The organism is Arcicella sp. LKC2W (assembly GCF_034931005.1).
In the GTDB taxonomy this organism is placed as follows: Bacteria; Bacteroidota; Bacteroidia; order Cytophagales; family Spirosomataceae; genus Arcicella.
The window spans coordinates 128,299-150,204 of the sequence record NZ_JAYGIN010000014.1; the positions used below are offsets into that span (position 1 = coordinate 128,299).

The 21,906-nt window shown below is 34.5% G+C and carries 14 protein-coding genes and 1 tRNA gene; 8 read left to right on the top strand and 7 right to left on the bottom strand.

Annotated elements, in window-relative coordinates:
- Positions 1 to 26: 26 nt before the first annotated feature.
- Positions 27 to 3,101, bottom strand: coding sequence for a two-component regulator propeller domain-containing protein (locus tag VB796_RS12605; protein ID WP_323346904.1), 3,075 nt, complete (start codon positions 3,099 to 3,101; stop codon positions 27 to 29).
- 146 nt (positions 3,102 to 3,247) lie between these two features.
- On the opposite strand from VB796_RS12605, the gene leuS reads away from it, so the two are divergent.
- Both leuS and VB796_RS12615 read left to right on the top strand, forming a co-directional pair.
- Positions 3,248 to 6,055, top strand: a complete 2,808-nt coding sequence (gene leuS, locus VB796_RS12610) for a leucine--tRNA ligase (RefSeq protein ID WP_323346905.1) — start codon at positions 3,248 to 3,250, stop codon at positions 6,053 to 6,055.
- Positions 6,056 to 6,147: 92 nt separating this feature from the next.
- A complete protein-coding gene (locus VB796_RS12615) occupies positions 6,148 to 6,789 on the top strand; it encodes an RluA family pseudouridine synthase (protein ID WP_323346906.1) in 642 nt (213 codons plus the stop codon).
- Between the two features lie 116 nt (positions 6,790 to 6,905).
- Here VB796_RS12615 and VB796_RS12620 read toward each other — a convergent pair whose 3' ends face one another.
- Positions 6,906 to 8,258, bottom strand: a complete 1,353-nt coding sequence (locus VB796_RS12620; RefSeq protein WP_323346907.1) for an MATE family efflux transporter — start codon at positions 8,256 to 8,258, stop codon at positions 6,906 to 6,908.
- A 174-nt stretch (positions 8,259 to 8,432) separates the two neighbouring features.
- On the opposite strand from VB796_RS12620, the gene VB796_RS12625 reads away from it, so the two are divergent.
- From VB796_RS12625 to VB796_RS12650, 6 genes are all read left to right on the top strand, one after another.
- Entirely contained in the window at positions 8,433 to 10,121 is a 1,689-nt protein-coding gene (locus tag VB796_RS12625; RefSeq protein ID WP_323346908.1) for a M1 family metallopeptidase, read from the top strand.
- Positions 10,122 to 10,184: 63 nt separating this feature from the next.
- The gene (locus tag VB796_RS12630) at positions 10,185 to 11,102 is read left to right on the top strand and encodes a sugar phosphate isomerase/epimerase (RefSeq protein WP_323346909.1); all 918 of its coding nucleotides are present in this window, start codon (positions 10,185 to 10,187) and stop codon (positions 11,100 to 11,102) included.
- A gap of 67 nt (positions 11,103 to 11,169) precedes the next feature.
- Positions 11,170 to 12,393, top strand: coding sequence for a TCR/Tet family MFS transporter (locus VB796_RS12635; RefSeq protein ID WP_323346910.1), 1,224 nt, complete (start codon positions 11,170 to 11,172; stop codon positions 12,391 to 12,393).
- 181 nt (positions 12,394 to 12,574) lie between these two features.
- A complete protein-coding gene (locus tag VB796_RS12640; protein WP_323346911.1) occupies positions 12,575 to 13,162 on the top strand; it encodes a hypothetical protein in 588 nt (195 codons plus the stop codon).
- Between the two features lie 146 nt (positions 13,163 to 13,308).
- Positions 13,309 to 14,043: an outer membrane lipoprotein-sorting protein gene (locus VB796_RS12645; RefSeq protein WP_323346912.1), complete on the top strand. Its 735-nt coding sequence runs from the start codon at positions 13,309 to 13,311 to the stop codon at positions 14,041 to 14,043.
- 151 nt (positions 14,044 to 14,194) lie between these two features.
- Positions 14,195 to 15,220, top strand: a complete 1,026-nt coding sequence (locus tag VB796_RS12650; RefSeq protein WP_323346913.1) for a quinone-dependent dihydroorotate dehydrogenase — start codon at positions 14,195 to 14,197, stop codon at positions 15,218 to 15,220.
- A gap of 380 nt (positions 15,221 to 15,600) precedes the next feature.
- Here the strand turns inward: VB796_RS12650 and VB796_RS12655 are convergent, their stop codons facing one another.
- From VB796_RS12655 to VB796_RS12675, 5 genes are all read right to left on the bottom strand, one after another.
- The gene (locus tag VB796_RS12655; protein WP_323346914.1) at positions 15,601 to 16,581 is read right to left on the bottom strand and encodes a hypothetical protein; all 981 of its coding nucleotides are present in this window, start codon (positions 16,579 to 16,581) and stop codon (positions 15,601 to 15,603) included.
- 12 nt (positions 16,582 to 16,593) lie between these two features.
- Positions 16,594 to 17,595 (bottom strand): glycosyltransferase family 2 protein, encoded by a 1,002-nt coding sequence (locus tag VB796_RS12660; protein WP_323346915.1) that lies wholly within the window; start codon positions 17,593 to 17,595, stop codon positions 16,594 to 16,596.
- Between the two features lie 96 nt (positions 17,596 to 17,691).
- Positions 17,692 to 17,763 (bottom strand) — tRNA-Arg (locus VB796_RS12665).
- Between the two features lie 309 nt (positions 17,764 to 18,072).
- Positions 18,073 to 19,323 carry a GTPase HflX gene (hflX, locus tag VB796_RS12670; protein WP_323346916.1) on the bottom strand — a complete coding sequence of 417 codons (1,251 nt, stop codon included), beginning with the start codon at positions 19,321 to 19,323 and terminating at the stop codon, positions 18,073 to 18,075.
- Between the two features lie 169 nt (positions 19,324 to 19,492).
- Positions 19,493 to 21,421: an AAA family ATPase gene (locus VB796_RS12675; RefSeq protein WP_323346917.1), complete on the bottom strand. Its 1,929-nt coding sequence runs from the start codon at positions 21,419 to 21,421 to the stop codon at positions 19,493 to 19,495.
- Positions 21,422 to 21,906: the final 485 nt, after the last annotated feature.

Genomic DNA, 21,906 nt, shown 5'->3' on the forward strand with positions numbered 1-21,906 from the left:
CTTTGGTTTGGTCATAAATTTATACTTCAAAGATACATGACAATCATGACTTTCGTGCCTATTGCAGTTTGATTTGTATCCTGCTTATCAATAATAGAAACTTCAATTTTAGTGTTTTCAATCAACTCAAGAGAGCGAAGTCGTTCTTCTGTAATTTCGGTACTTCTTGATTTATAAGGTTTTAGAGATTTGCTTTTAATTTCTGCTGCTTTTTGACGACCAATGCCGTTATCTTCAATAATACAGATTAATTTATTTTCATCTTGTTTAAATTGAATATGTAGAAAACCGTCGTTGTTTTCCTTGTAAACTAAGCCATGATTGATGGCATTTTCTACAAACGGTTGTAAAAGCATAGAAGGGATTTCTGTATCTAAACTTACCTCAGTATCAATTTGTATTTTGGATGTAAACTTGCCTTTAAATCTTAGCTCTTCCAATTGGATATAATATTCGAGAAGCACTTTCTCCTCACTCAAGGCAATATATTTATTGCGGGATGATTCTAAAAATAACCTCATCAATCTTGAAAATTTACTCAAAAAATTAGTGGCTTCTTCGGTATTGTTATTCAAAATAAAGTTTTGAATCGCACTGAGAGCATTAAATACAAAGTGTGGATTCATCTGTGCTTGTAAGGCTTGTAACTCTAACTCCGCAAACTTTTTATTGATTTCTGTTTTTTCTTCTTCCTTTTTTTTGATGTTTTTAGTTCTGATGAAGAAATACAAAATGATTAATGCCAAGATGACTGAGACAATAAATGTCTTAAACCAAAGAGTTTGCCAAAAAGGAGGATTAATAATAAAAGTGATTGGTTTTATAGGTTGTGAAGGAGTTCCATCAATGTCAAACCCCTGCAAATGAAATTCATATTTTCCTGATGCAAGCAATGAAAACTCTTTGTGTAAATCCTGAACCGAATGCCAAGCAGTATCAGTATTATCGTTGGAACTCAACATTTTATAATTGTATTTAATATTCTTATCGCTTTTAAAAGATAAGGCTACAAATTCTATATCCAGATTGTTTTGGCGATAATTTAGGTTGTATAAGGTGTGAATAGTGGTGTCTTGACGATTGATTTTGATGTTTTTAATAATAAGTGGGATATATTGTTTTTCTTTAGAAGATTGTGTGATTGTGTTGAGTGGAAGCGTTGCTAAGCCTTTACTTGTACCTACAAAAAGTTTTCCATCTCTTACCACAGTCGAATTTACTTCCAATGTAGGTAAGCCTTGAGCTAATGAAATCCTTTTGATTTTATAAGCGAAATGATGCCCCTTTATTATTGAATTTAAGACAAAAATTCCTTCATTGGTAGAGACAAACAAACGGTTATTTTCTTTTTCAAAATAAAGATGATTGATAATCATTCCTGACAATTCAGGGATTTCAAATGGTTTTTCTCGATAAAACCTATAAACGCCATAACCATCTGTACCTACCCAAAGAGCTTTTTCATTGTCTGTTTCAAAGCATGAAATAGGTTTAGATAAAATCGGTAATACCTTGTTGTATGGAATAAATTTAGCTACTTTTTTATTTAAATAAATTTTTTGTAACCCTTTATTTGTACCTGTAAAAATGATATGTTTTTCTCTATTGAAATACATGACATTTGTTTTCACCCCACGGCTATTAGGATGAATTGATAGTTTTAAGTAGTCAATAAAAAAAGTATTAAAATAATCTTTGAGGAGGCTTATATGCAGTGAGTTTGCTATTAAAAAAAGGTTTTCTGTCAGAAAAATGATATTTTTTACATTTAAGCCAATTAAAATATTTGAATTGTTTTGATGAACTGTAGTTTTATTGAACTCTAACTTTAACGTTTTCGGTGTTAAGTTTTTTGTATTAACCTCTGATAATGGGAAAAGCATCATGCTGGCATCATTCCATAAAATGATAGCTTTGGTAGTTGAATGTACAATTTTCTTTATTGGAATGTTTTTGTTTATATTGAGGTGTTGTAAATATAATTTGTTGTCCTTTGTGAGAATATATATATGTCCTTGATTATCTCCAATCCAAATCCTATCATATTTGTCTTTTGTTAGTGTCGTTACAGATATTTCATTTGAAATTTCTGATAAAATCTCCGATTTTAAAGCCTGTGATGATAACATAAGTAATCCTCTATTTTTAGTACAGAGCCATAAATTATTTTCATTGTCGAAGTAAATGGTATTTACATTGAAATTTTTAATAAAATCTAAACTCTTAATACGTTCTATATTTTCATTTATTACAAATGCATCATCTTCAGTTAACACTAATTTCCTGTTAATATTCCCCACGTTTAATATCAATGATAATTGTGGTGATGGAGAAGGAGATAAATCTTTGAGACGACGAGTCACATTTTTTTTATTCTTAAAAAAACAAATGCTATCATTGTTGGCATAAATGGTTTTGTCATCATCAAAAATAATTGAAACGGCTTTGTCCCAAAATTCGGGTTGTATATTAGATTTTGATTGAATAATGTGTTGTTTTTTTAAAATATTGTGTTGAAAGCCCTCTGAAAAAGCTCTTAAATGCCACACTTCAAGTCTATTATTATATTTTTTAGAGAAAAAACTATTATTCTTAATAAGAGGATATGACTCGGCATAATTAATTGCGGCAATTGAAGCCTTCTTTTTCTCAACATCAAGCAATAAAATATCTCTTTGTCCTAATATTATTTTCATTATATTTTTTGACTCACTAACGTAGCACCAGATATGTGTATCATGCAACTCCTTATAAGGATTCTCAATCACATGAAATTTCCCATCCTTCAAATCAAAATAAAAGAAAGCATTAGCATACGATAAAAACCATATTCGCTGTTGAGAATCTTCAGCACAGTGCCAAATGTCATTGTTGGGAAGTCCATTCTTGGTAGTGAATTTCTCGAATTTATAACCGTCAAATCTGGCAATTCCTTTGTCTGTACAAAACCACATAAAACCTTTACTGTCTTGAAATGCTCGATAAACGTGCGAACTCGGAAGACCATCATCAACGGTGTAGTTTCGGAAATGCGGAGTTTGGGCAAAGTTTTTTTGCGTAGTTAGGAGATATAGAAAATAGATAAGTAGCAGTTTTTTCATGACTCAAAATTACTGATTGTCTTTATCAATTCTATGTTAATTCCAATCGTTGTATTGGGTTTACTTTATTTAATCCCCATTAAGACTTATTTTTGTAATTCAGTTATGATTGATAACTGATAACTGATAACTGTTCACTGAAACAAATGGAATACAATCACAAAGAAATAGAACAAAAATGGAGACAGTTTTGGGAAGAAAAACAAACTTTCAAAACTGAAATTGATACCTCAAAACCGAAATATTATGTCTTGGATATGTTCCCGTATCCATCTGGAGCTGGTTTGCACGTTGGGCATCCGCTTGGGTACATCGCCTCTGATATTATTGCTCGATACAAACGTTTGAAGGGTTTTAATGTTTTGCACCCAATGGGTTTTGACTCTTTTGGTTTACCTGCCGAACAGTACGCTATCCAAACGGGGCAACATCCTGCTATTACTACCGAAGAAAATATTACCACTTACATCCGTCAATTAAAGCAAATCGGTTTTAGCTACGATTGGAGCAGAGAAGTGCGTACTTCGGACTCAAAATATTATAAATGGACGCAGTGGATTTTCATGCAATTGTTTAATCATTATTACGATAAGGATGCAAACAAGGCTTTGAAAATTACTGATTTAGTGGAAAAATTCGCAGCGTCAGGAAATAAATCGGTTAATGCGGTTTGTGATGAAGACACGCCTGTTTTCACTTCGGAGGAATGGAACGCAATGAGTGAATTTGACCAACAGTCAATGTTGTTAAAATATCGTTTGACTTACCCCGACGAATCGGTCGTAAACTGGTGTCCAGGTTTGGGAACGGTTTTGGCGAATGACGAAGTAAAAGACGGTGTTTCTGAACGTGGAGGTTTTCCTGTTGAGCAGAAAAAAATGAAGCAATGGGCTATGAGAATTACTGCCTACGCTGACCGTTTAATTGACGGGTTGAACGAAGTGGATTGGTCGGATGCTTTGAAAGAACAACAACGTAACTGGATTGGTAGAAGTACAGGTGCAAGCGTGAAGTTTAAAGTTGATGCTTCGACGGTTCAAGAAAATGCTCCAGAATCAATCGAAGTATTTACCACTCGTGTTGATACCATCTATGGCGTTTCTTTCATCGTAATTGCCCCTGAGCATGAATACGTGCCGTTTTTGACTACGCCAGAACAAAAAGAAGCCGTTGATGAATACGTGAAATGGGTAGCTTCAAGAAGTGAATTAGATCGTATGTCGGAAGTGAAAAAGGTTTCGGGCGTGTTTACTGGAAGCTACGTAATCAATCCTTTCAATGACGAAAAAGTGCCTATTTTCTTGGCTGATTACGTTTTGGCGGGTTACGGAACTGGTGCGGTTATGGGCGTTCCTTCGGGTGACCAACGTGACTGGAATTTTGCTACGCATTTCAACTTGCCAATTGTTCCAATTCTTGATGCTCAAACTGACGTTGAAACTCAAGCTGATAATACCAAAGAAGGAAAATATATTAATTCTGGTATCATCAACGGCATGGAATACAAAGAAGCAACCAAAACTTTAACGACTTATTTGGAAGAAAAAGGCATTGGAAAAGGTAAAATTCAATACCGTTTAAGAAATGCCGTTTTCAGTCGCCAACGTTATTGGGGCGAGCCAGTTCCAGTTTATTTTAAGGATGGACTGCCGTATTTAATTGAAGAATCGGAATTGCCATTAGATTTACCTGTAATTGATAAATATTTACCAACTGAAACGGGCGAACCACCTTTGGGACGTGCCGAAAATTGGAAGTATAAAGGCGAATATGAATACGAATTAAGTACCATGCCAGGTTGGGCGGGTTCATCTTGGTATTGGTATCGTTATATGGATGCTCAGAACGAGCAAGAATTTGCTTCTCAAGATGCTATCAATTATTGGAAAGCCATTGATTTGTACATTGGAGGTTCTGAACACGCTACGGGACACTTATTGTACAGCCGTTTTTGGAATAAATTCTTGAAAGATTTAGGATTAGTGCCAGAAGAAGAATTTGCTAAGAAATTGATTAATCAAGGCATGATTCAGGGGCGTTCTAATTTTGTTTATCGTGTGAAATCTTCGGTAGGAGCGGGCAAAAATCCTGTTTTTGTTTCTTATAATTTGAAAGACCAATACGAAACAACGGGTATTCACGTGGATGTAAATATTGTCAATAACGATATTTTGGACGTTAATGCTTTCAAAAATTGGAGAGAAGATTTTGCCAATGCTGAGTTTATCTTGGAAGACGGCAAATACGTTTGTGGTGTGGAAGTTGAGAAAATGTCGAAATCGAAATACAACGTTGTAAATCCAGATATTTTAGTGGATAAAGTGGGTGCTGATACCTTGCGTTTGTACGAAATGTTCTTGGGGCCTTTGGAACAAGCAAAACCTTGGAATACCAACGGAATTGACGGTTCATTTAGATTTATCAAGAAAGTATGGCGTTTATTTTACGACGATTTAGGTACTTTCAAAGTAAAAGACGAAGCTCCAACGCCAGCCGAATTGAAAGTTTTACATACGGCTATCAAGAAAGTGGAGGAGGATTTAGAGCGTTATTCTTTCAATACGGTTGTGTCAACATTGATGATTTGTGTAAATGATTTAGGGTCGTTGAAATGTTCTAAAAAGGCAATTTTGCAAGAATTAGTCATTTTGATGTCGTCATATACGCCACATATTGCCGAAGAATTATGGACATTATTGGGCAACGAAGCAGGAACAATTTCTTACGCTTCATTCCCCAAATTTAATCCAAGCTATTTGGTAGAAGCCAATTTTGAATATCCAATTTCTATCAATGGGAAGGTAAGAGCTAATATTTCTTTCCCTACGGATGCTATTCCTGCGGATATTGAAGCAGGTGTTTTAGCCAATGAAATCGTTCAGAAATGGTTGGAAGGCAAAGCTCCTAAAAAAGTAATTGTTGTGCCGAAACGTATTGTGAACGTAGTGATGTAATTTAATTTGTGATTGAGTGAATGGTGATTGAGTGAATAAAGGGTAAAACTTTTCCACTCAATCACTAAATCATTCAATCACTCAATATCCAATTGAAAATAGATATTCTCCACGAAGACAACGAAATTTTGGTTGTCAATAAACCCGCAGGTATTCCTTCTCAACCTGATAAAAGTGGTACTCCTTCACTACTGGAAATTCTTTCTGAAAATTACCCCGATTTATTTGTCATTCATCGTCTCGACCAACGTGTGAGCGGAATTATCGTTTTGGCTAAAACAGAAATTTCGGCATCGCAATTAAGTAAAGATTTTCAAACGAGAAATGTTACTAAAAAGTACCGTGCCATTGTAGCCAATCAACCGAAAGAAAAAGCAGGAAAATTGACACATTGGCTCTTGAAAGATGCTAAGAAAAATCAATCAAAGGCGTTTGAAAAAGAAGTGGAAAATAGCCAAAAAGCAGAATTGAAATATGAAACTGTAAAATCTTCAGAACGTTATCATTTGCTTGAAATAGAGTTATTTACGGGACGTTTTCATCAAATTCGTTCGCAGCTTTCCGCTATTGCTTGCCCTATTTTGGGAGATTTGAAATATGGTTATAAAAGAAGTTCTCCCGATGGAAGCATCTTTTTACAATCCTATTATTTATTATTCAATCACCCAAAAACAAAACAGGCACTCCAATTTGAAATTGAAATGCCTGAATTATGGGGGAAATATGGATTTTAGGTATGTGGTGATTAGTTATTGGTTATTAGGAAATGGATAAAATGCTTATTTGGGGTTATTATATTTTGAGAAAATACCCAACTACGTTTGAAAAATTATTCAAATTCTGCGTTGAATTACAAACTAATCCGCTTCACTTTATTATAAAAACGCCAGCTCAAAAGACTTGCCGAAGCGAATAAAGCCAAAGTCAAGCCAATCCAAATGCCAACGTGCTTTAAATCGTAATTAAATCCTAAAATATAACTCATCGGTAAACCTACGCCCCAATAGGTAAAAACGGTGATTAAAGTTGGTATATTTACGTCTTGAATTCCTCGTAAAATTCCCAAACTCACGGCTTGAACGCCATCGAAAAGTTGGAAGAATCCTCCCCAAATAATCAATTCTGCTGCTAAAAGTATCACCTGTTCGTCTTTGACATAACTGGCAAATTCTACGTTGAAAATCAATAAAATAACGGCACAAAATCCCATAAAAACTAAGCCTAAAACCAAAGCCGTTGTTCCTGCTCTGAAAATACCCATTCTACTTTTTTCACCTAAACTTGCCCCAACACGGATTCCTCCTGCAGCAGCAATGCCCGTTGCCGCCATATAAGTCATTGAAACGTAGCCAATTGCTACCAAGTGAGCAGCTTTGTGTTCGATGCTAATCCAGCCCATCATTACGACAGCTCCGTAAAATGCCGCAATTTCAGAAAAACCTTGTAAACCGCTCGGAATACCAATTTTTAGAATACTTCTCACAATGCTATTCAAACCGCTAAAAGAAACTTTTTCTTGAAAATAGGCTTTGAAAATATCTGTTTTGAAAGTGAAAAATACCAAAGCTGACATCATGTAAGTTCTTGAAATTAAGGTAGCTACGCCAGCTCCATTCAAACCCCATTCAGGAAAAATCCATGTGCCATTGATAAAACAATGATTGAGTATTACGTTCAGAATTAAGGCTGAAAAAGTAATATTCATGGATAATTTGGCGAAACCTAAACCGTCAGTAAAACTTTTAATAGCAGAGAAAATAAACGCAGGAATGGTTGAGATTGTAATAATCCAAAGATATTCTTGAGTTTGGGTTTTTATTTCGGCAGGTTGTTTCAAAATGTCGATATTCAGACCAATCAAAACAACTACAATGCAACAAAAAACGCTCATCAAAAGAGCAACCAAAATATTGGCTTTCAACAAACGATTGCATTCCGTAAAGTTATTTTCGGCCTGTGCTTTTGATACCAAAGGCGAAACAATTTGCAGACAGATATAGCCAATAATGGCAATGTTAATGAGAATTCCATTGGCATCGGCAGAGGCAGCAAGGGCTTGAACGGCCCCTTTGTCCATTCGTCCAACTTGTACGGTATCGGCAAAACCCATGAGCATAATGCCCAATTGTCCCGCAATAATGGGCAGTGCTAATTGGTAAGTGGCAATGATGTCGGATTTGTAGGTTTGGAAAAGCTTTTTCAAAATAAATTTGTTGATGTTTAAGATTGTTCTGCAAAATTAGTCATACCATTTTTAAGAAACTTATTTTGAAAAAAGATATGGTTGATTTTTTCAAAATTTAATATTTTTCTAATAACGCTCACGAAATATCTAAACTTTGCGTTTTTTTGTAAAAATATAATTATCCTACCATTCATGAATCAAACTCTTTTTCATCAAACTAAAAAACAAAATCTACTAATCCTTCTTTTTGTTTTATGCTCTTTTTCTCCAATTTTCGCCCAATTCTCTCGTCAGGATTCGCTCAGAGGAACACTTTCTGCGGTACGTTCTTGCTATGATGTCACGTTTTATGACCTCAAATTGAAGGTCATTCCAACGTCACAGACCATTGAAGGCTCAAATACTATTTATTATAAAGCTACGACCGACTTCAAAAAAATGCAGGTTGATTTGTTCGCCAATATGCAAATTGAAACGATTTCGCAGAATGATAAACCTTTGAAGTTTACAAGAGAAGGCAATGCAACTTTTATCCATTTTTCCGATATTCAGAAGAAAAATAAGAAATATGCAATCAAAATAGAGTATCGTGGAAAACCACAAATTGCCAGAAATCCACCTTGGGACGGCGGTTTTACGTGGAAAAAAGATCCAAATGGTAAAGATTGGATTGTGGTGTCTTGCGAAGGAACAGGGGCGAGTTTATGGTTTCCGAATAAAGACCATTTGTCGGACGAACCTGATTCTGTTAAAATCACTTGTGCCGTTCCAAAAGGTTTGATGTGTGTATCAAACGGTAATTTACGAAGTTCCAAAGAACTGAAAAATGATGCACCCGCAAGCAATAATAAATCATTGAATGGTGTTTCTTTTCAGCCTTTTATGGAATATGAATGGTTTGTGAGTTACCCAATTAACAATTATAATATTTCGTTGAATATCGCTGATTATGCTAATTTTAAAGACGTTTATACAGCTCAAGATGGGGATAAATTAGAGTTAGATTATTATGTTTTGAAGCCTAATTTAGAAAAAGCCAAAGCCCATTTCAAGCAAGTAAAACCAATGTTGGCTTGTTACGAAAAACTATTTGGCAAATATCCTTTTTGGAAAGATGGCTACGCTTTGGTGGAAACGCCATATTGGGGCATGGAACATCAAAGTGCGGTGGCGTATGGTAACAATTACCGAAATAATGAATATGGCTTTGACTTTATCATCATTCACGAGTCGGGACATGAATATTTTGGTAATTCTCTGAGTTGCAATGACCACGCCGAAATGTGGATTCATGAATCTTTTACCACTTATATGGAGGCACTTTATGTAGAATGTATGCAGAATTATGAGAAATCAATCAAGTATCTCGAAAAACAAAAAGCGGGAATTCGTAATGCTGAGCCAATGATTGGAGCTTTGGGTGTAAATTATCCGCAGCCAGATTCTGATATTTATTATAAAGGCACTTGGATGCTACACACACTTCGTAATGTTATAAATGATGATAAAATTTGGTTTGAGACTTTGAAAGGTTTAGCAACTAAATTTAGAATTTCCAATGTTACAACTGAGCAAGTAATTCAGTATTTTAATGAAAAAACAGGAATGAATTTATCCCCAATTTTCAATATGTACTTGAAAACTAAGCAAATACCAGTTTTACAATACCAAATAAATACTAAAAGTGACAATACCGTTGAGGTGCGTTATCGTTGGAAAGAAACAACGCCAACTATGCCAATCAAAGCAGGATTCGGAATTCAGAAATATGAAGTAATTTCACCAAATACAGAATGGCAAACCAAAATTTTTCCGAAAGTGGAAGGGCAAGAGTTTAAAATTGCTACGGAATTGTTTTATATCAAAACTGAAAAATTGTAACAAGTATTTTTAGTTTCAGTTTGTCTTTCAATAGAAATAATTAATCTCAAAACACTCTGAAAAATGTCTGAAATCTCACGTCGTAATTTTTTGTATCAAGCTGGCTTATTGGCTTCTGCTTCCCTAATTTCTTTAGATGGTTTTTCTAAAGTTCCCAAATTGCAATTAGCGTATTCTGGTATAACATGGGGCGGGAAAGACCTCGATGCGATGAAAGATATTGCTTCATTAGGTTTCAAAGGAGTTCAATTACGTGCCAATTCGTATGACACATATAAAACGAAAGTAAGCGAACTGAAAGACCAAATTATGGCAAATGGTTTAGCATTACCCATGTTTTCGAGTGGAAATGTAGAAATTGACCCTGCCAAAGAACAAAGTACGATTGATTATCACGTGGCACACGCCAGTTTTGTGAAAGCATTGGGTGGAACATCAATTCAATTGACCAATTCATTACGTAAAAATGGAGTACCTCCGACAACTGAACAATTGAAAAGATTGACCTTTGTGATGAATGAAATTGGTAAACAAACGGCTGATTTAGGAATTCAATCGACCTATCACAACCACATGAATCAATTTGGTGAAACGCCCGAGGAAGTTGATGCAATTGTACAAGATATGAATCCGAAGTATTTGAGATTATTGTTGGATGTTGCCCATTATCATCAAGGTGGAGGAAATCCTGCGAAGGCAGTTTTGGACTATAAAGACATTATTGAAGCACTACATATTAAAGACGTTCAAGCTCCATTGCCCGAAAAACCAGATGATAAAAAAGCCTATAAATTCGTAGAATTAGGACAAGGAAATGTTGATTTGAAGGGTGTTTTTGATAATTTACAAAAGATAAATTTCAAGAAATGGGCAATTGTAGAATTGGATGGTGTACCCGTTAAAACCCGTACACCCAAAGAAAGTGGAGAAATCAGTAAAGCATTTTTAAGAGACAAAATCGGATTTAAGTTTGCGGTCTGAGTTAATGGTTTAGGGCTTGTTTCATAAAAAATGAGTAACTTGCATATTAATCTATCCATCATTTCTCATGTCAACAAAGCGTAACCCTGCCATTATTTTCATTTTTATTACTATTGTTATTGACGTTCTTGGTATCGGAATTATTGTTCCCGTCATTCCAAAAATATTATTAGAACTTACTGGTAAAGGGCTTAGTGAAGCGTCGAAATATTCAGGTTTTTTGATGTCGTCTTATGCCATTATGCAGTTTATTTTTTCGCCAATTATTGGTGGATTAAGTGATAAATATGGAAGAAGACCCGTTATTTTAGCTTCGCTTTTTGGCTTTTTTCTTGACTATATGATATTGGTTTTTGCTCCGACCTTAGTATGGTTATTTGCTGCAAGATTAATTGCAGGTATCACAGGAGCAAGTTTTACTACTGCCACAGCGTATATTGCTGATATTTCAACGGATGAAAATCGCTCGAAAAACTTTGGTATGGTTGGTGCAGCTTTTGGACTTGGCTTTATCATTGGCCCTCCAATTGGCGGTATTTTAGGCGATATTGGTACTCGTGTTCCATTTATGTTTGCGGCTGGATTAACGTTGGTAAATGCCCTTTATGGTTATTTCGTGTTGCCCGAATCATTGGCGAAGGAAAACCGCAGAGAGTTTGATTGGAAAAGAGCAAATCCTGTTGGTTCACTCAAAAATATTGCTCGTTATCCTGCCCTTTTAGGCTTAATTGGCTCATTGTTTTGTTTGCAAATTGCAGGTCAAGCACATCCAAGTACATGGTCGTATTTTACGATGAAAGAATTTAATTGGACATTGAAAGAAGTTGGATATTCATTGGCATTTGTAGGTTTAATGGTTGCCATTGTACAAGGTGGACTTAATAGAATAATCAATCCAAAGTTAGGAGATAGAAACTCAATAATCATTGGTTTGTTGTTTTATGGCATTGGTTTTATGCTTTTTGCTTTTGCTACAAAAGGTTGGATGATGTATATTTTTATGGTTCCTTTTGGTTTGGGAGGAATTGCTGGCCCAGCTCTTCAGAGCTTAATAACTAAGCAAGTAGCACCCAATGAACAAGGAGAATTGCAAGGCGGAATTACAAGTATGCAGAGTATCACAACCATAATTGGACCTTTATTTGCATCAAATCTATTCTCTTATTTTTCTGCTGAAGATGCTCCAATCTTTTTTCCTGGAGCGGCATTTTTTATGGCAGGTTTAGTAACATTCTTCGCTTTGGCAATTGCCTTGAAATCTTTTCCAAGAAGTAAAGAAGCGGTGGTATAAGAATCAAGTTGACATTCTTAAATTCTTTAGGTTTGTAAAAGAACAAAGCTTTCAACTGATTAAAAGCCAGATTATTGCCTTGTTCGCTTTTCGCAAATCGCTTACTATATCAAAAAACTCCTCAGAAATGGCTTAATTTTTGAGGAGTTTTTTATTGAAATATCATTAACATACCGCCACTATGTTTCAGCGAAAAATATTCATAAGCCTATTTCTTGGAATAATTACCTTTCAGTTACTCTTTGCCCAAAATGTACATTATGATGTTTTGACGCTTAAAAAAGAACAATTTTCGATGCCCAATCGAAAATTTTATATTCAGAAAATCATCTGTGATTTCTCCCAACCCAAATACTTCGTTACCCGAAAAGGAGTATTGAATAAACAGAAAACCATTATTTTGGGTGATAGTATTCAGAAAGTTATTTTGACTTATCTTAAACCATCAAATACTTATCGTGGTGGACTTGTCCCCGTGTTGATGCGAATCAAAGAGTTGAAAATTAGAGAGCAACGGCATTTTTTGAAAGAAGAAGGAATTGCTAAAATGAGCGTAGAGTTTTACATCGAAACAGATGCTAAACCTGTCAAAATCTTTCAATCAAATGCTTTCAGAACCTATTCAGGTTTTATGAATATCACCAATCAACACGATGAAAATGTACGTGCAATTATAAAAGCTTGCATGATTGATTTTAATAATGCCAAAATTGATTTTTCGAAGTATGTTATTCCTAACAAAATTTTTAAAGCAAAACGTACTTCATAATATAAATATTATTTGCATTTTCTTGCCATTTATCCGTTCTTCTAACTGATTATCACGATAATATTTTGTGATGAATATTTTCCTTCCTACATTTCGTTATAATTAAAAGAGAATCTTTTAAACAGAACTTAAACTAAAATTTTAAAATGAAAATTACAAAATTTGTTGCTTCAGCGTTTATTGTTTTGGCAACTTCTGCTGCTTCTTTTGCTCAAAATGTTGATGAAATTGTAACAAAACACATTGAAGCAATGGGTGGTGCAGATAAATGGAAGACCGTAAAAAGTATGCAGATGAATAATAAATTCTCTGTGCAAGGTATGGATATCGAAAGCAAAACTACAATTGTTGCAGGTAAAAGTTTGAGAACTGAAGTTTCTGTAATGGGACAAGATATTATAACAGCAGTTGACGGAGAAACAGGTTGGATGCAACGCCCAGCAATGATGGGTGGAACAGGTGAACCAGAAGATATGCCAGGGGCATTAATTAAAGAAACCCTCAAGCAAACAAATTTAGGAGGTTCTTTACTCAACTACAAAGAAAAAGGAGCTACTCTTGAATTGGTTGGAAAAGAAAAATTAGACGGAGCAGACGTTTATCACTTGAAATTGGTTGAAAAAAATGGCGATATTACGAACTTATTTATTTCGGCATCAACTTATTATACGTTAAAGTCCGCAGGAAAAAGAAATGTTCAAGGACAAGATATTGATGCTGAGGTTAATTTTTCAAACTTTAAGCAAATTGATGGTTTGACATTCCCTTTTACAATGGAAACGCCAAGCCCAATGGGTGGAACAATGACGATTGAAACAGAATCAATCAAATTGAACCCAACAGTTGACGAAACTATTTTTAAGAAACCTGGTAAAAAATAAGTAAATATCAATTTTCTATTTCAAATAAATGAAAAACCCTGCAAGCATTTTAGTGTTTGCAGGGTTTTTCATTTTTGGTTTTCGTAAATTTGTAACTCAATCATTTATAACAGAGTTTTGGTATAATTTCACAACTCTATTTTCTAAAAAAATGTACAAATACATTCTCCAACCCCTTCTGTTTAAGCTTGATGCTGAAAAAGCTCATTATGTTACTTTCGACTTAATTAAGTTTTTATTCAAAATTCCGTTTGTTCCGCAAATATTTAGAGCCATTTATCATTACGAACATCCAAGTTTAGAACGTGAAGTTTTTGGACTAAAGTTTAAAAATCCAGTAGGTTTAGCCGCAGGTTTTGATAAAAATGCCTTGATGATTGATGAATTTTCAAATTTAGGTTTTGGCTTTATCGAAATCGGAACGCTTACACCAAAAGGTCAACCAGGAAATGACAAACCACGTCTTTTTAGACTAAAACCTGACCAAGCTATTATCAACCGAATGGGCTTTAATAATGACGGTGTAAAGGTAGCAGTAGAAAAATTGAAAGCACGGAATAGTAATATTTTGGTAGGTGGAAATATTGGTAAAAATAAAGTAACGCCCAACGAAAACGCAGTGGATGATTATTTAATCTGTTTTCACGAGTTGTTTGATTACGTAGATTATTTTGTAGTCAATGTAAGTTCACCAAATACACCAAATTTGAGAGCTTTACAAGAAAAAGAGCCTTTGAAGAATCTTCTGCAAACCCTTCAAAATGAGAATATAAAGAAGGTGAAGCAAAAGCCAATTTTGCTTAAAATTGCTCCAGATTTAACGGAGTCTCAATTAGACGACATTGTTGAAATAGTACAAGAAACAAAAATTGCGGGAGTTATTGCAACTAACACAACAATTTCGAGAGAAGGCCTAAAATCTGACCAAAATTTAGTGCAAGAAATGGGTGGATTAAGTGGAAAGCCAGTTACCAAACGTTCAACAGAAGTGATTAAATATTTGTCAGAAAAATCGAATAAATCATTCCCAATTATTGGCGTAGGAGGGATTCATACGGCAGAAGATGCGATTGAAAAACTAAAAGCGGGAGCGTCGTTAGTTCAGATTTACACAGGATTTATTTACGCTGGTCCTTCGTTAGCGAGTGATATTAATAAGGCATTGGTAAGAGGATAATTAATTTATTCTTGGTAGAGACAAGGCACAGCCTTGTCTCCATTTTAAAAATCCTCACTACAATTAATTGCCTTGTCTCCATTTTAAAAATCCTCACTACAATTAATTGCCTTGTCTCCATTTTAAAAATCCTCACTACAATTAATTGCCTTGTCTCCATTTTAAAAACCATCACTACAATTAATTGCCTTGTCTCCATTTTAAAAATCCTCACTACAATTAATTGCCTTGTCTCCATTTTTAACAATCCTCATCTACAATTAATTGCCTTGTCTCCATTTTAACAATCCTCACTACAATTAATTGCCTTGTCTCCATTTTAACAATCCTCATCTACAATTAATTATTTTTAAAATCCTCTACAATTAATTGCCTTGTCTTCATTTTTTAAAATTATCAATAAAATTGATTGCCTTCCAAGCTGCTTTTTCAATCAATCTAAACACGATATTCTTCTCTTTTTTGGGTGGATTGTATTTTCCGTAAGCAGGAATTACGTTCTTGAAAAACTGATAATGATTCTTCAATAAAGCCGAATTATAAGTTTTGAATAAACTCTTTAATACAGGGTAATTGCTTGTTTTTGAGGTTTTTATATGTCTCGAAAGTAATTCTGGTTTTTCTGGACTATAACCGCTAAAATGGAAAAATAGTAGATTTTCTTTTCCGTTCATCACATACTTCCCATCGACAAATTCTACTTTTCTTTCATGTAAATTCCAGTAAGCAAGGTTATATGCAGGGCTATATTCTATCAGAACTTTTTCGTAAAAAACAGGAGCAAAGTTGACGCATAATTGGTCAATTCCCATGCCATTACAGAAATCATAATAACCGTAATCTTTCAAATGAGTCTTCCACCAATTCAAAAATTTGAAGGTGTTTTCTGAACGCTTCATTCCCACAAATCCCGTATTGTAAAGTCCAGCGTTGAGGAATTGTTTTTCATTCCATTGTTCCTGTAAATCAATGGGTTGCGTAATGTGTGGTGTAAGAATAATATCAAAAGTATCTAAGTTTTTGATGATAGGCTCAACACTTTCTAATACCCACAAATCGGTATCGAAATATATTAGTTTATCTAAATCAGGATATTTTTCAAAGAGATAAAGCCCAAAAATAGGTTTGCAAGCCGTTGCGACTTCCATCACGGTATATTCACCTTTGAATCCTGCTAAATTAACCTCTTGAACTTCCGAAATTGGAATTATTTTGTACGGAATCTCAAAATCTGTTACAGGAATTTCGTCCACCAAACCAATCATTAATTCATAATCAGGATTTGATTTTTGTAAAGATTCGCCCATTGTGAGGGCTTGATACAAATAATTTGCCGTACAGACTGTGTATATTAATTTCATTCTATATTTTTTCTACTCTAATAAATCACCAATTGCCGCTACAAAAGGAGCTTTCCAAGAAGCTTCTTGGTCTTTATAAAGATGATAATCGCCTGATAATAATAACTTTAGCACAGGAAATAGTCGGGCTAAATGAAAAGGAGAAAGTGACCCACGAACTTCGAAGAAATTGATAATTCGGTCTAATTGCTTGAAATTAGGATTATTTTCGTCAATTCTTTCCGTTAAGGCTTTTTTCAAAGTACAAAAATAGTCGCTTTTTGCTAAGAATGGGGCAAGTTTTTCGGCTCTTGGTCGAGAAAATCTGTCTTTTAGACTAATTGCTTTGCCACTTTCTTTCGGACGAGTACCAATTTGTTGAAAACTATGCTGACGATAAGAGATTAAACGTTCTTCAATAATGCCAATTTTATCCAACATTGCCGCCATTATCGTAATCCAATTATCATGAATCATTTCGGGAATATGCATTGGAAAAGGAATGATTTTTTCAATTAATTCTTTCCTAAAACCCATCATACAACCCGCTGAACGATTTCCAGCCAATAGTATTTCGATTTCCTGTCCATTTTTCCATTGTTGCCTTTGCCATTCATGAAAACGTACAACTGACCAAAAGTTATTTCCAAGACTTTCACCTTTTTCATCAACCAATTCGGCATCAGAAAAAACGGCTACTTTATCAGTATTGTTTTGGAAATATTGGTGGATTTTAGCCAATTTATCAGCATGCCACAAATCGTCTTGGTCGCACATCAAGATAATATCTCCTGAACAAATTGAGATAGCTCGCTCAAAATTCTTGGTAACTTTTAAGGAAGTATCATTTTTGAAAAATTTGATATTTAGTACATTCTCAAATTCTTTGATAATTTCAGAAGTGTTATCTGTCGAGCAGTCATCAGTAATAATTACCTCAGTTGGCAATAAAGTTTGATTGGCTAAACTTTGAAGTTGCTCTCGTAAAAATCGAGAACCATTGTATGTACAGAGGGCAATAGATATGGTTTGCAAAAGAGGTAATTTTAATGGTCTATTATTCTCCCAAATGTTAAAATAATGTTTAAAATATTTAAAATACGATTCTGGAGAATCGTGGTACATAAAAAGTGGCTCCAGCGGGAATCGAACCCACATCGAACGTTTAGGAAACGCCTATTCTATCCGTTGAACTATGGTGCCTTTTCAGTAAACAGTTATCAGTTAACAGTAATTTGAGAATCGAAGCGGAACGCCGCTCGCTCGCATCAAACGTTTAGGAAATGTTCCGTTGTGGAGCAATATTCTATCCGTTGAACTATGGTGCCTTTTCAGTAAACAGTTATCAGTTAACAGTTAACAGTAACTATTTGCCAGTAATTTTAGAATACAAATTTCTTGAAAACTTGTTTAAAATCAAATACATAAAGAGAACTCTTCTTTCAAGGTTTCTGTTTTCGATAACTGATAACTGATAACTGATAACTGATAACTGATAACTGATAACTGATATTACTGATTATTAGTAACTGAAAACTCTTCTTCATTCAGCCAGTTAGGAAAAATCTGAATGTGTCTGTCTTTTACCAATGCTAAAATCGCATCTCTTAACTCGTCGATATTTTCCTTTTGTTCTGCCGAAATAAAAACAGTTGTTGGTTGTGGTAAATTCATAAACGAATTTTTCAAAAACTCCGTAACTTTTTGAATTCTGATTTGCTGATTTACAGGTTCATCGCCCGAGCCAATTTGCCAATCATGAATTTCAACTTCTTCGGTCGAATATAAGTCTATCTTGTTGAAAACCAATATAGTAGGTTTGTCTGCTGCACCAATATCAGCTAAGGTTGAGTTTACTACATCAATATGTTCTTGATAATTTGGATGTGAAATATCAACAACATGGAGTAAAATATCTGCTTCTCTAACTTCATCTAACGTCGATTTGAAAGACTCAATTAACATGGTAGGTAATTTACGAATAAATCCCACGGTATCAGAAAGTAAAAATGGAATCGTCTCGAAAGTTACTTTTCTAACTGTTGCATCTACCGTTGCGAAGAGTTTATTTTCTGCAAAAACATCCGCCTTTGCTAATCTTCTCATCAAGGTAGATTTGCCCACGTTGGTATAACCCACTAAGGAAACACGCACCATTTTGTCACGGTTTTTACGTTGTGTAAATGCCTGTTTATCAATCTGTTTCAACTTTTCTTTCAAGAATGAAATACGGTCATTTGCAATACGACGGTCAGTTTCCAATTCCTTTTCACCTGGTCCACGCATACCCACACCACCACGTTGTTTGGAAAGGTGCGACCACATTCGGGTTAATCTTGGTAAAATGTATTGTTGTTGAGCCAACTCCACTTGTGTACGAGCTTGTACCGTTTGGGCTCTCATCGCAAAGATGTTGAGAATCAGTAAGCTACGGTCAAGAATTTTGACTTCTTTTTGAAATTTAGCGAATTCTGTTTCAATATTTCTGATTTGAATCGGGGATAAATCGTCATCAAAAATGACCATATCTACATCTTGGTCGATTACAAAAGCAATAATATCCTGTAATTTTCCCTTTCCAACATACGTTCTATTTTCTGGCTTTTCTAATTTTTGAGTAAAAGTATAAAGCGTTTCAATTTGTGAAGTATCGGCAAGGAAAGCTAATTCGTCTAAATATTCTTTAGTTTGTTCTGCGGTTTGTTTCTGTGTTTGTACAGCTACCAACACCGCTGTTTCTTTTTGTTCTTCTGTACTGTGCATATAATTGTAGCTATTTGTTTTAGAACACTTAGCTCTGATTTTTGGTAAACGATTACTGAAAATAATCTTCAGTATAAAACATATTTTTGTAAAATAACCTTTATCTATCTAAAAAGTTAAGTTTTGACTTTGATATTATATATTCATGATTTCTAATGTGTTTAAGCTTTTACGACTGATTCAAAATCCCCTCATAATTGGCTAAATGCAAATAATTCTCTTCCTTTACTTCAAATTTATGACCAAATTGCTCGGCGATTTTTACAACTTCCACAGGTTTTAAACTGCCTTTTTGAGCTAATTCTTTGGATAAGAAAACCAAAAAATCTTGGTTTTTTTCTAAGAGTTCTTTCGTTTCGTTCGTCAAATCTCTAATCATTCTTTCAATAGCCCAATCTGTTACGCTCAAATCCATGCTATAAGGTCCAGAATGTGCATAATAGGCTTGATAATTTTTATCGAAACCGTATTTGCGAATGTATTCCATTATCATGGAAGTGGCTTCTTCACGGTCGAATGAGCGAGAAATAGTCGCTTTTTCTTCGCCAAAAATCATTTCCTCTGCAATTCCTCCTGCTAAAAATATCTTAATTTTATTGATGATATTTTCTTTAGACAAATGAATTAAATGCGGAAAGGCAAATCCTTGTGCATAACGTGAGGCAACTCTTGATTTCAATTGAAGAGGAGCGAGTCCTAACAAAATTCCGTAAGCAATAGCGTGACCAGATTCATGAACGGCAATATTTGCCACCATATCGGGTGAATTATCTTGACGAATTTGGTCGATTTTACCAACGTAATCTAATTCAATAGTCTTTTTGCCAGCTAATTGTGCGACAATTTTCTTTCTGTCAAAATCATAGTCCATTGCAATGTGCATGAGATTTCCCATGAAAGCTTCAAACAATAATTTTGATAAATTGGCTTCAACAATATCAGTTATACTCGAAAAAACAGGACGAACTCCTTGTACTGGAAATACACCGTTTTGATAAATTAATTGATTAAGATTTCCCGTAATTTCTATATCAATACCAAAATGTTCTTTGTTCTTTTTGACAATTTTGAGAATTTCTTCTTTAATTAAATTTTCAAAATCTCCTTTTCGTAAAGACTTATAAATCAGGTGAATATTGCCAAAACGAGCTACTTGTTCGGGTTTGAATTTCCGAGAAAGGGCATTTTTTATATCAACAATTGTAATTTTTTCGGTATAAGCTCTAAAAATATCGGCTTCAATGTCGGTTTCGCCCGTTTCATTTGCCATTGAATAGGCTTCGTCCAAATTTCCAGAGATGATAATCAGGGTTTTCGCATGATTGATGGGTTCATAAACCTTCTTTTTCTCACGAGTTTGTTGCATCATCATCAGGACATCTTCCTCACGCATTTCCGCAATTTCTGATACACTTTCTTTTAAATCAAAAATCTTTTTCAAACTTTGAGCTTCCCAAACGCCAACGGTTGCTTCTTCTTCGTCATAATTCCCACCCATCGGATTCATCGGGTCGGGTGGCATTGGTGGGGCATCTTTTAGCTTTTGCTTCCGTTTTTGTCGTTGCATTGCTGCATACAAATAACGTTGAAGATAGTCGTCAATGGATTCTTTGGCATCTCGTTTTGCCAATTTTCCATCAGATAATAATTCCCAAAAATCTTGGAAACGAGTATTTAAAAGCGGTTTTCCTTCTGAATCTATTGTATAAAAACGCTGAATTTCATCAAATAAAACGATAGCTGGTTTAGCATCATTTACACCATTCGTTTCTAAAATGGAAGAAACATTACTATTCCAAGTGCTTTCGCCATTTGAAAGTTCAACTTCTACAAATCGGTCTTGATATTCTAATTTTGAAACCAACTTTCGGATTAAATCCGTTTTTCCAACACCTGTCATTCCCCACAAATTGACAATAATGGGGCGGGTCAGAATTTCAGGCATCAAATACCAAATTTGTATATAATCAACTAACTCGTCAATGATGTAGTCGATACCGATAAATTCACGTTTCAACTCTGTCTTAATGGTTTCAAGACGTTGTTTTTTTGTGTTTATCTCTTCGAGATTTATATTTATTTTAGGTTGAATTGACATTTTTTTCTGAATGTGAGTGGTTATTAATTGATGGTTTGATAGAAGTATGAAAATTATTCTAACAGATTAATAACCAGTCATGATATTAAATATTATTAGGATATACACGCAAAAGCACAAATGTATTTACTCAAAAATACATATAATGATTTTATGTTTATGAAATACGCCAATAAAATGTATGAGAAATTGATAATAAATTGATTTGCCCATCGGGGGCTTGTCCATGATTTGGATTTTGCAGAAACCGAGAGGAGCTTTTTAGCAGAAAGTATGTCTTAACTTCATGATTACTATGGCTTTGTGCTGCCGTTTAAATTTTGGTGGTGCAAAGATGTGAGTAATTTCTGGGAAATGCAAATTTTGTAGATAACCGTCTGAACTGAGATTGATTTGATTATTTGGTTTTTATGTTTGAACTGAGATTGATTTGATTATTTGGTTTTAGAATTTTTTATTTCAGAACTAAGGCTGATTTGATTATT

Coding starts and splice junctions, on each gene's coding strand:
- VB796_RS12630 (WP_323346909.1), top strand. CDS start 10,185: ATGTCTGAAATCTCACGTCGTAATTTTTTGTATCAAGCTGGCTTATTG.
- VB796_RS12650 (WP_323346913.1), top strand. CDS start 14,195: ATGTACAAATACATTCTCCAACCCCTTCTGTTTAAGCTTGATGCTGAA.
- VB796_RS12635 (WP_323346910.1), top strand. CDS start 11,170: ATGTCAACAAAGCGTAACCCTGCCATTATTTTCATTTTTATTACTATT.
- leuS (WP_323346905.1), top strand. CDS start 3,248: ATGGAATACAATCACAAAGAAATAGAACAAAAATGGAGACAGTTTTGG.
- hflX (WP_323346916.1), bottom strand. CDS start 19,323: ATGCACAGTACAGAAGAACAAAAAGAAACAGCGGTGTTGGTAGCTGTA.
- VB796_RS12675 (WP_323346917.1), bottom strand. CDS start 21,421: ATGTCAATTCAACCTAAAATAAATATAAATCTCGAAGAGATAAACACA.
- VB796_RS12640 (WP_323346911.1), top strand. CDS start 12,575: ATGTTTCAGCGAAAAATATTCATAAGCCTATTTCTTGGAATAATTACC.
- VB796_RS12625 (WP_323346908.1), top strand. CDS start 8,433: ATGAATCAAACTCTTTTTCATCAAACTAAAAAACAAAATCTACTAATC.
- VB796_RS12605 (WP_323346904.1), bottom strand. CDS start 3,101: ATGAAAAAACTGCTACTTATCTATTTTCTATATCTCCTAACTACGCAA.
- VB796_RS12645 (WP_323346912.1), top strand. CDS start 13,309: ATGAAAATTACAAAATTTGTTGCTTCAGCGTTTATTGTTTTGGCAACT.
- VB796_RS12655 (WP_323346914.1), bottom strand. CDS start 16,581: ATGAAATTAATATACACAGTCTGTACGGCAAATTATTTGTATCAAGCC.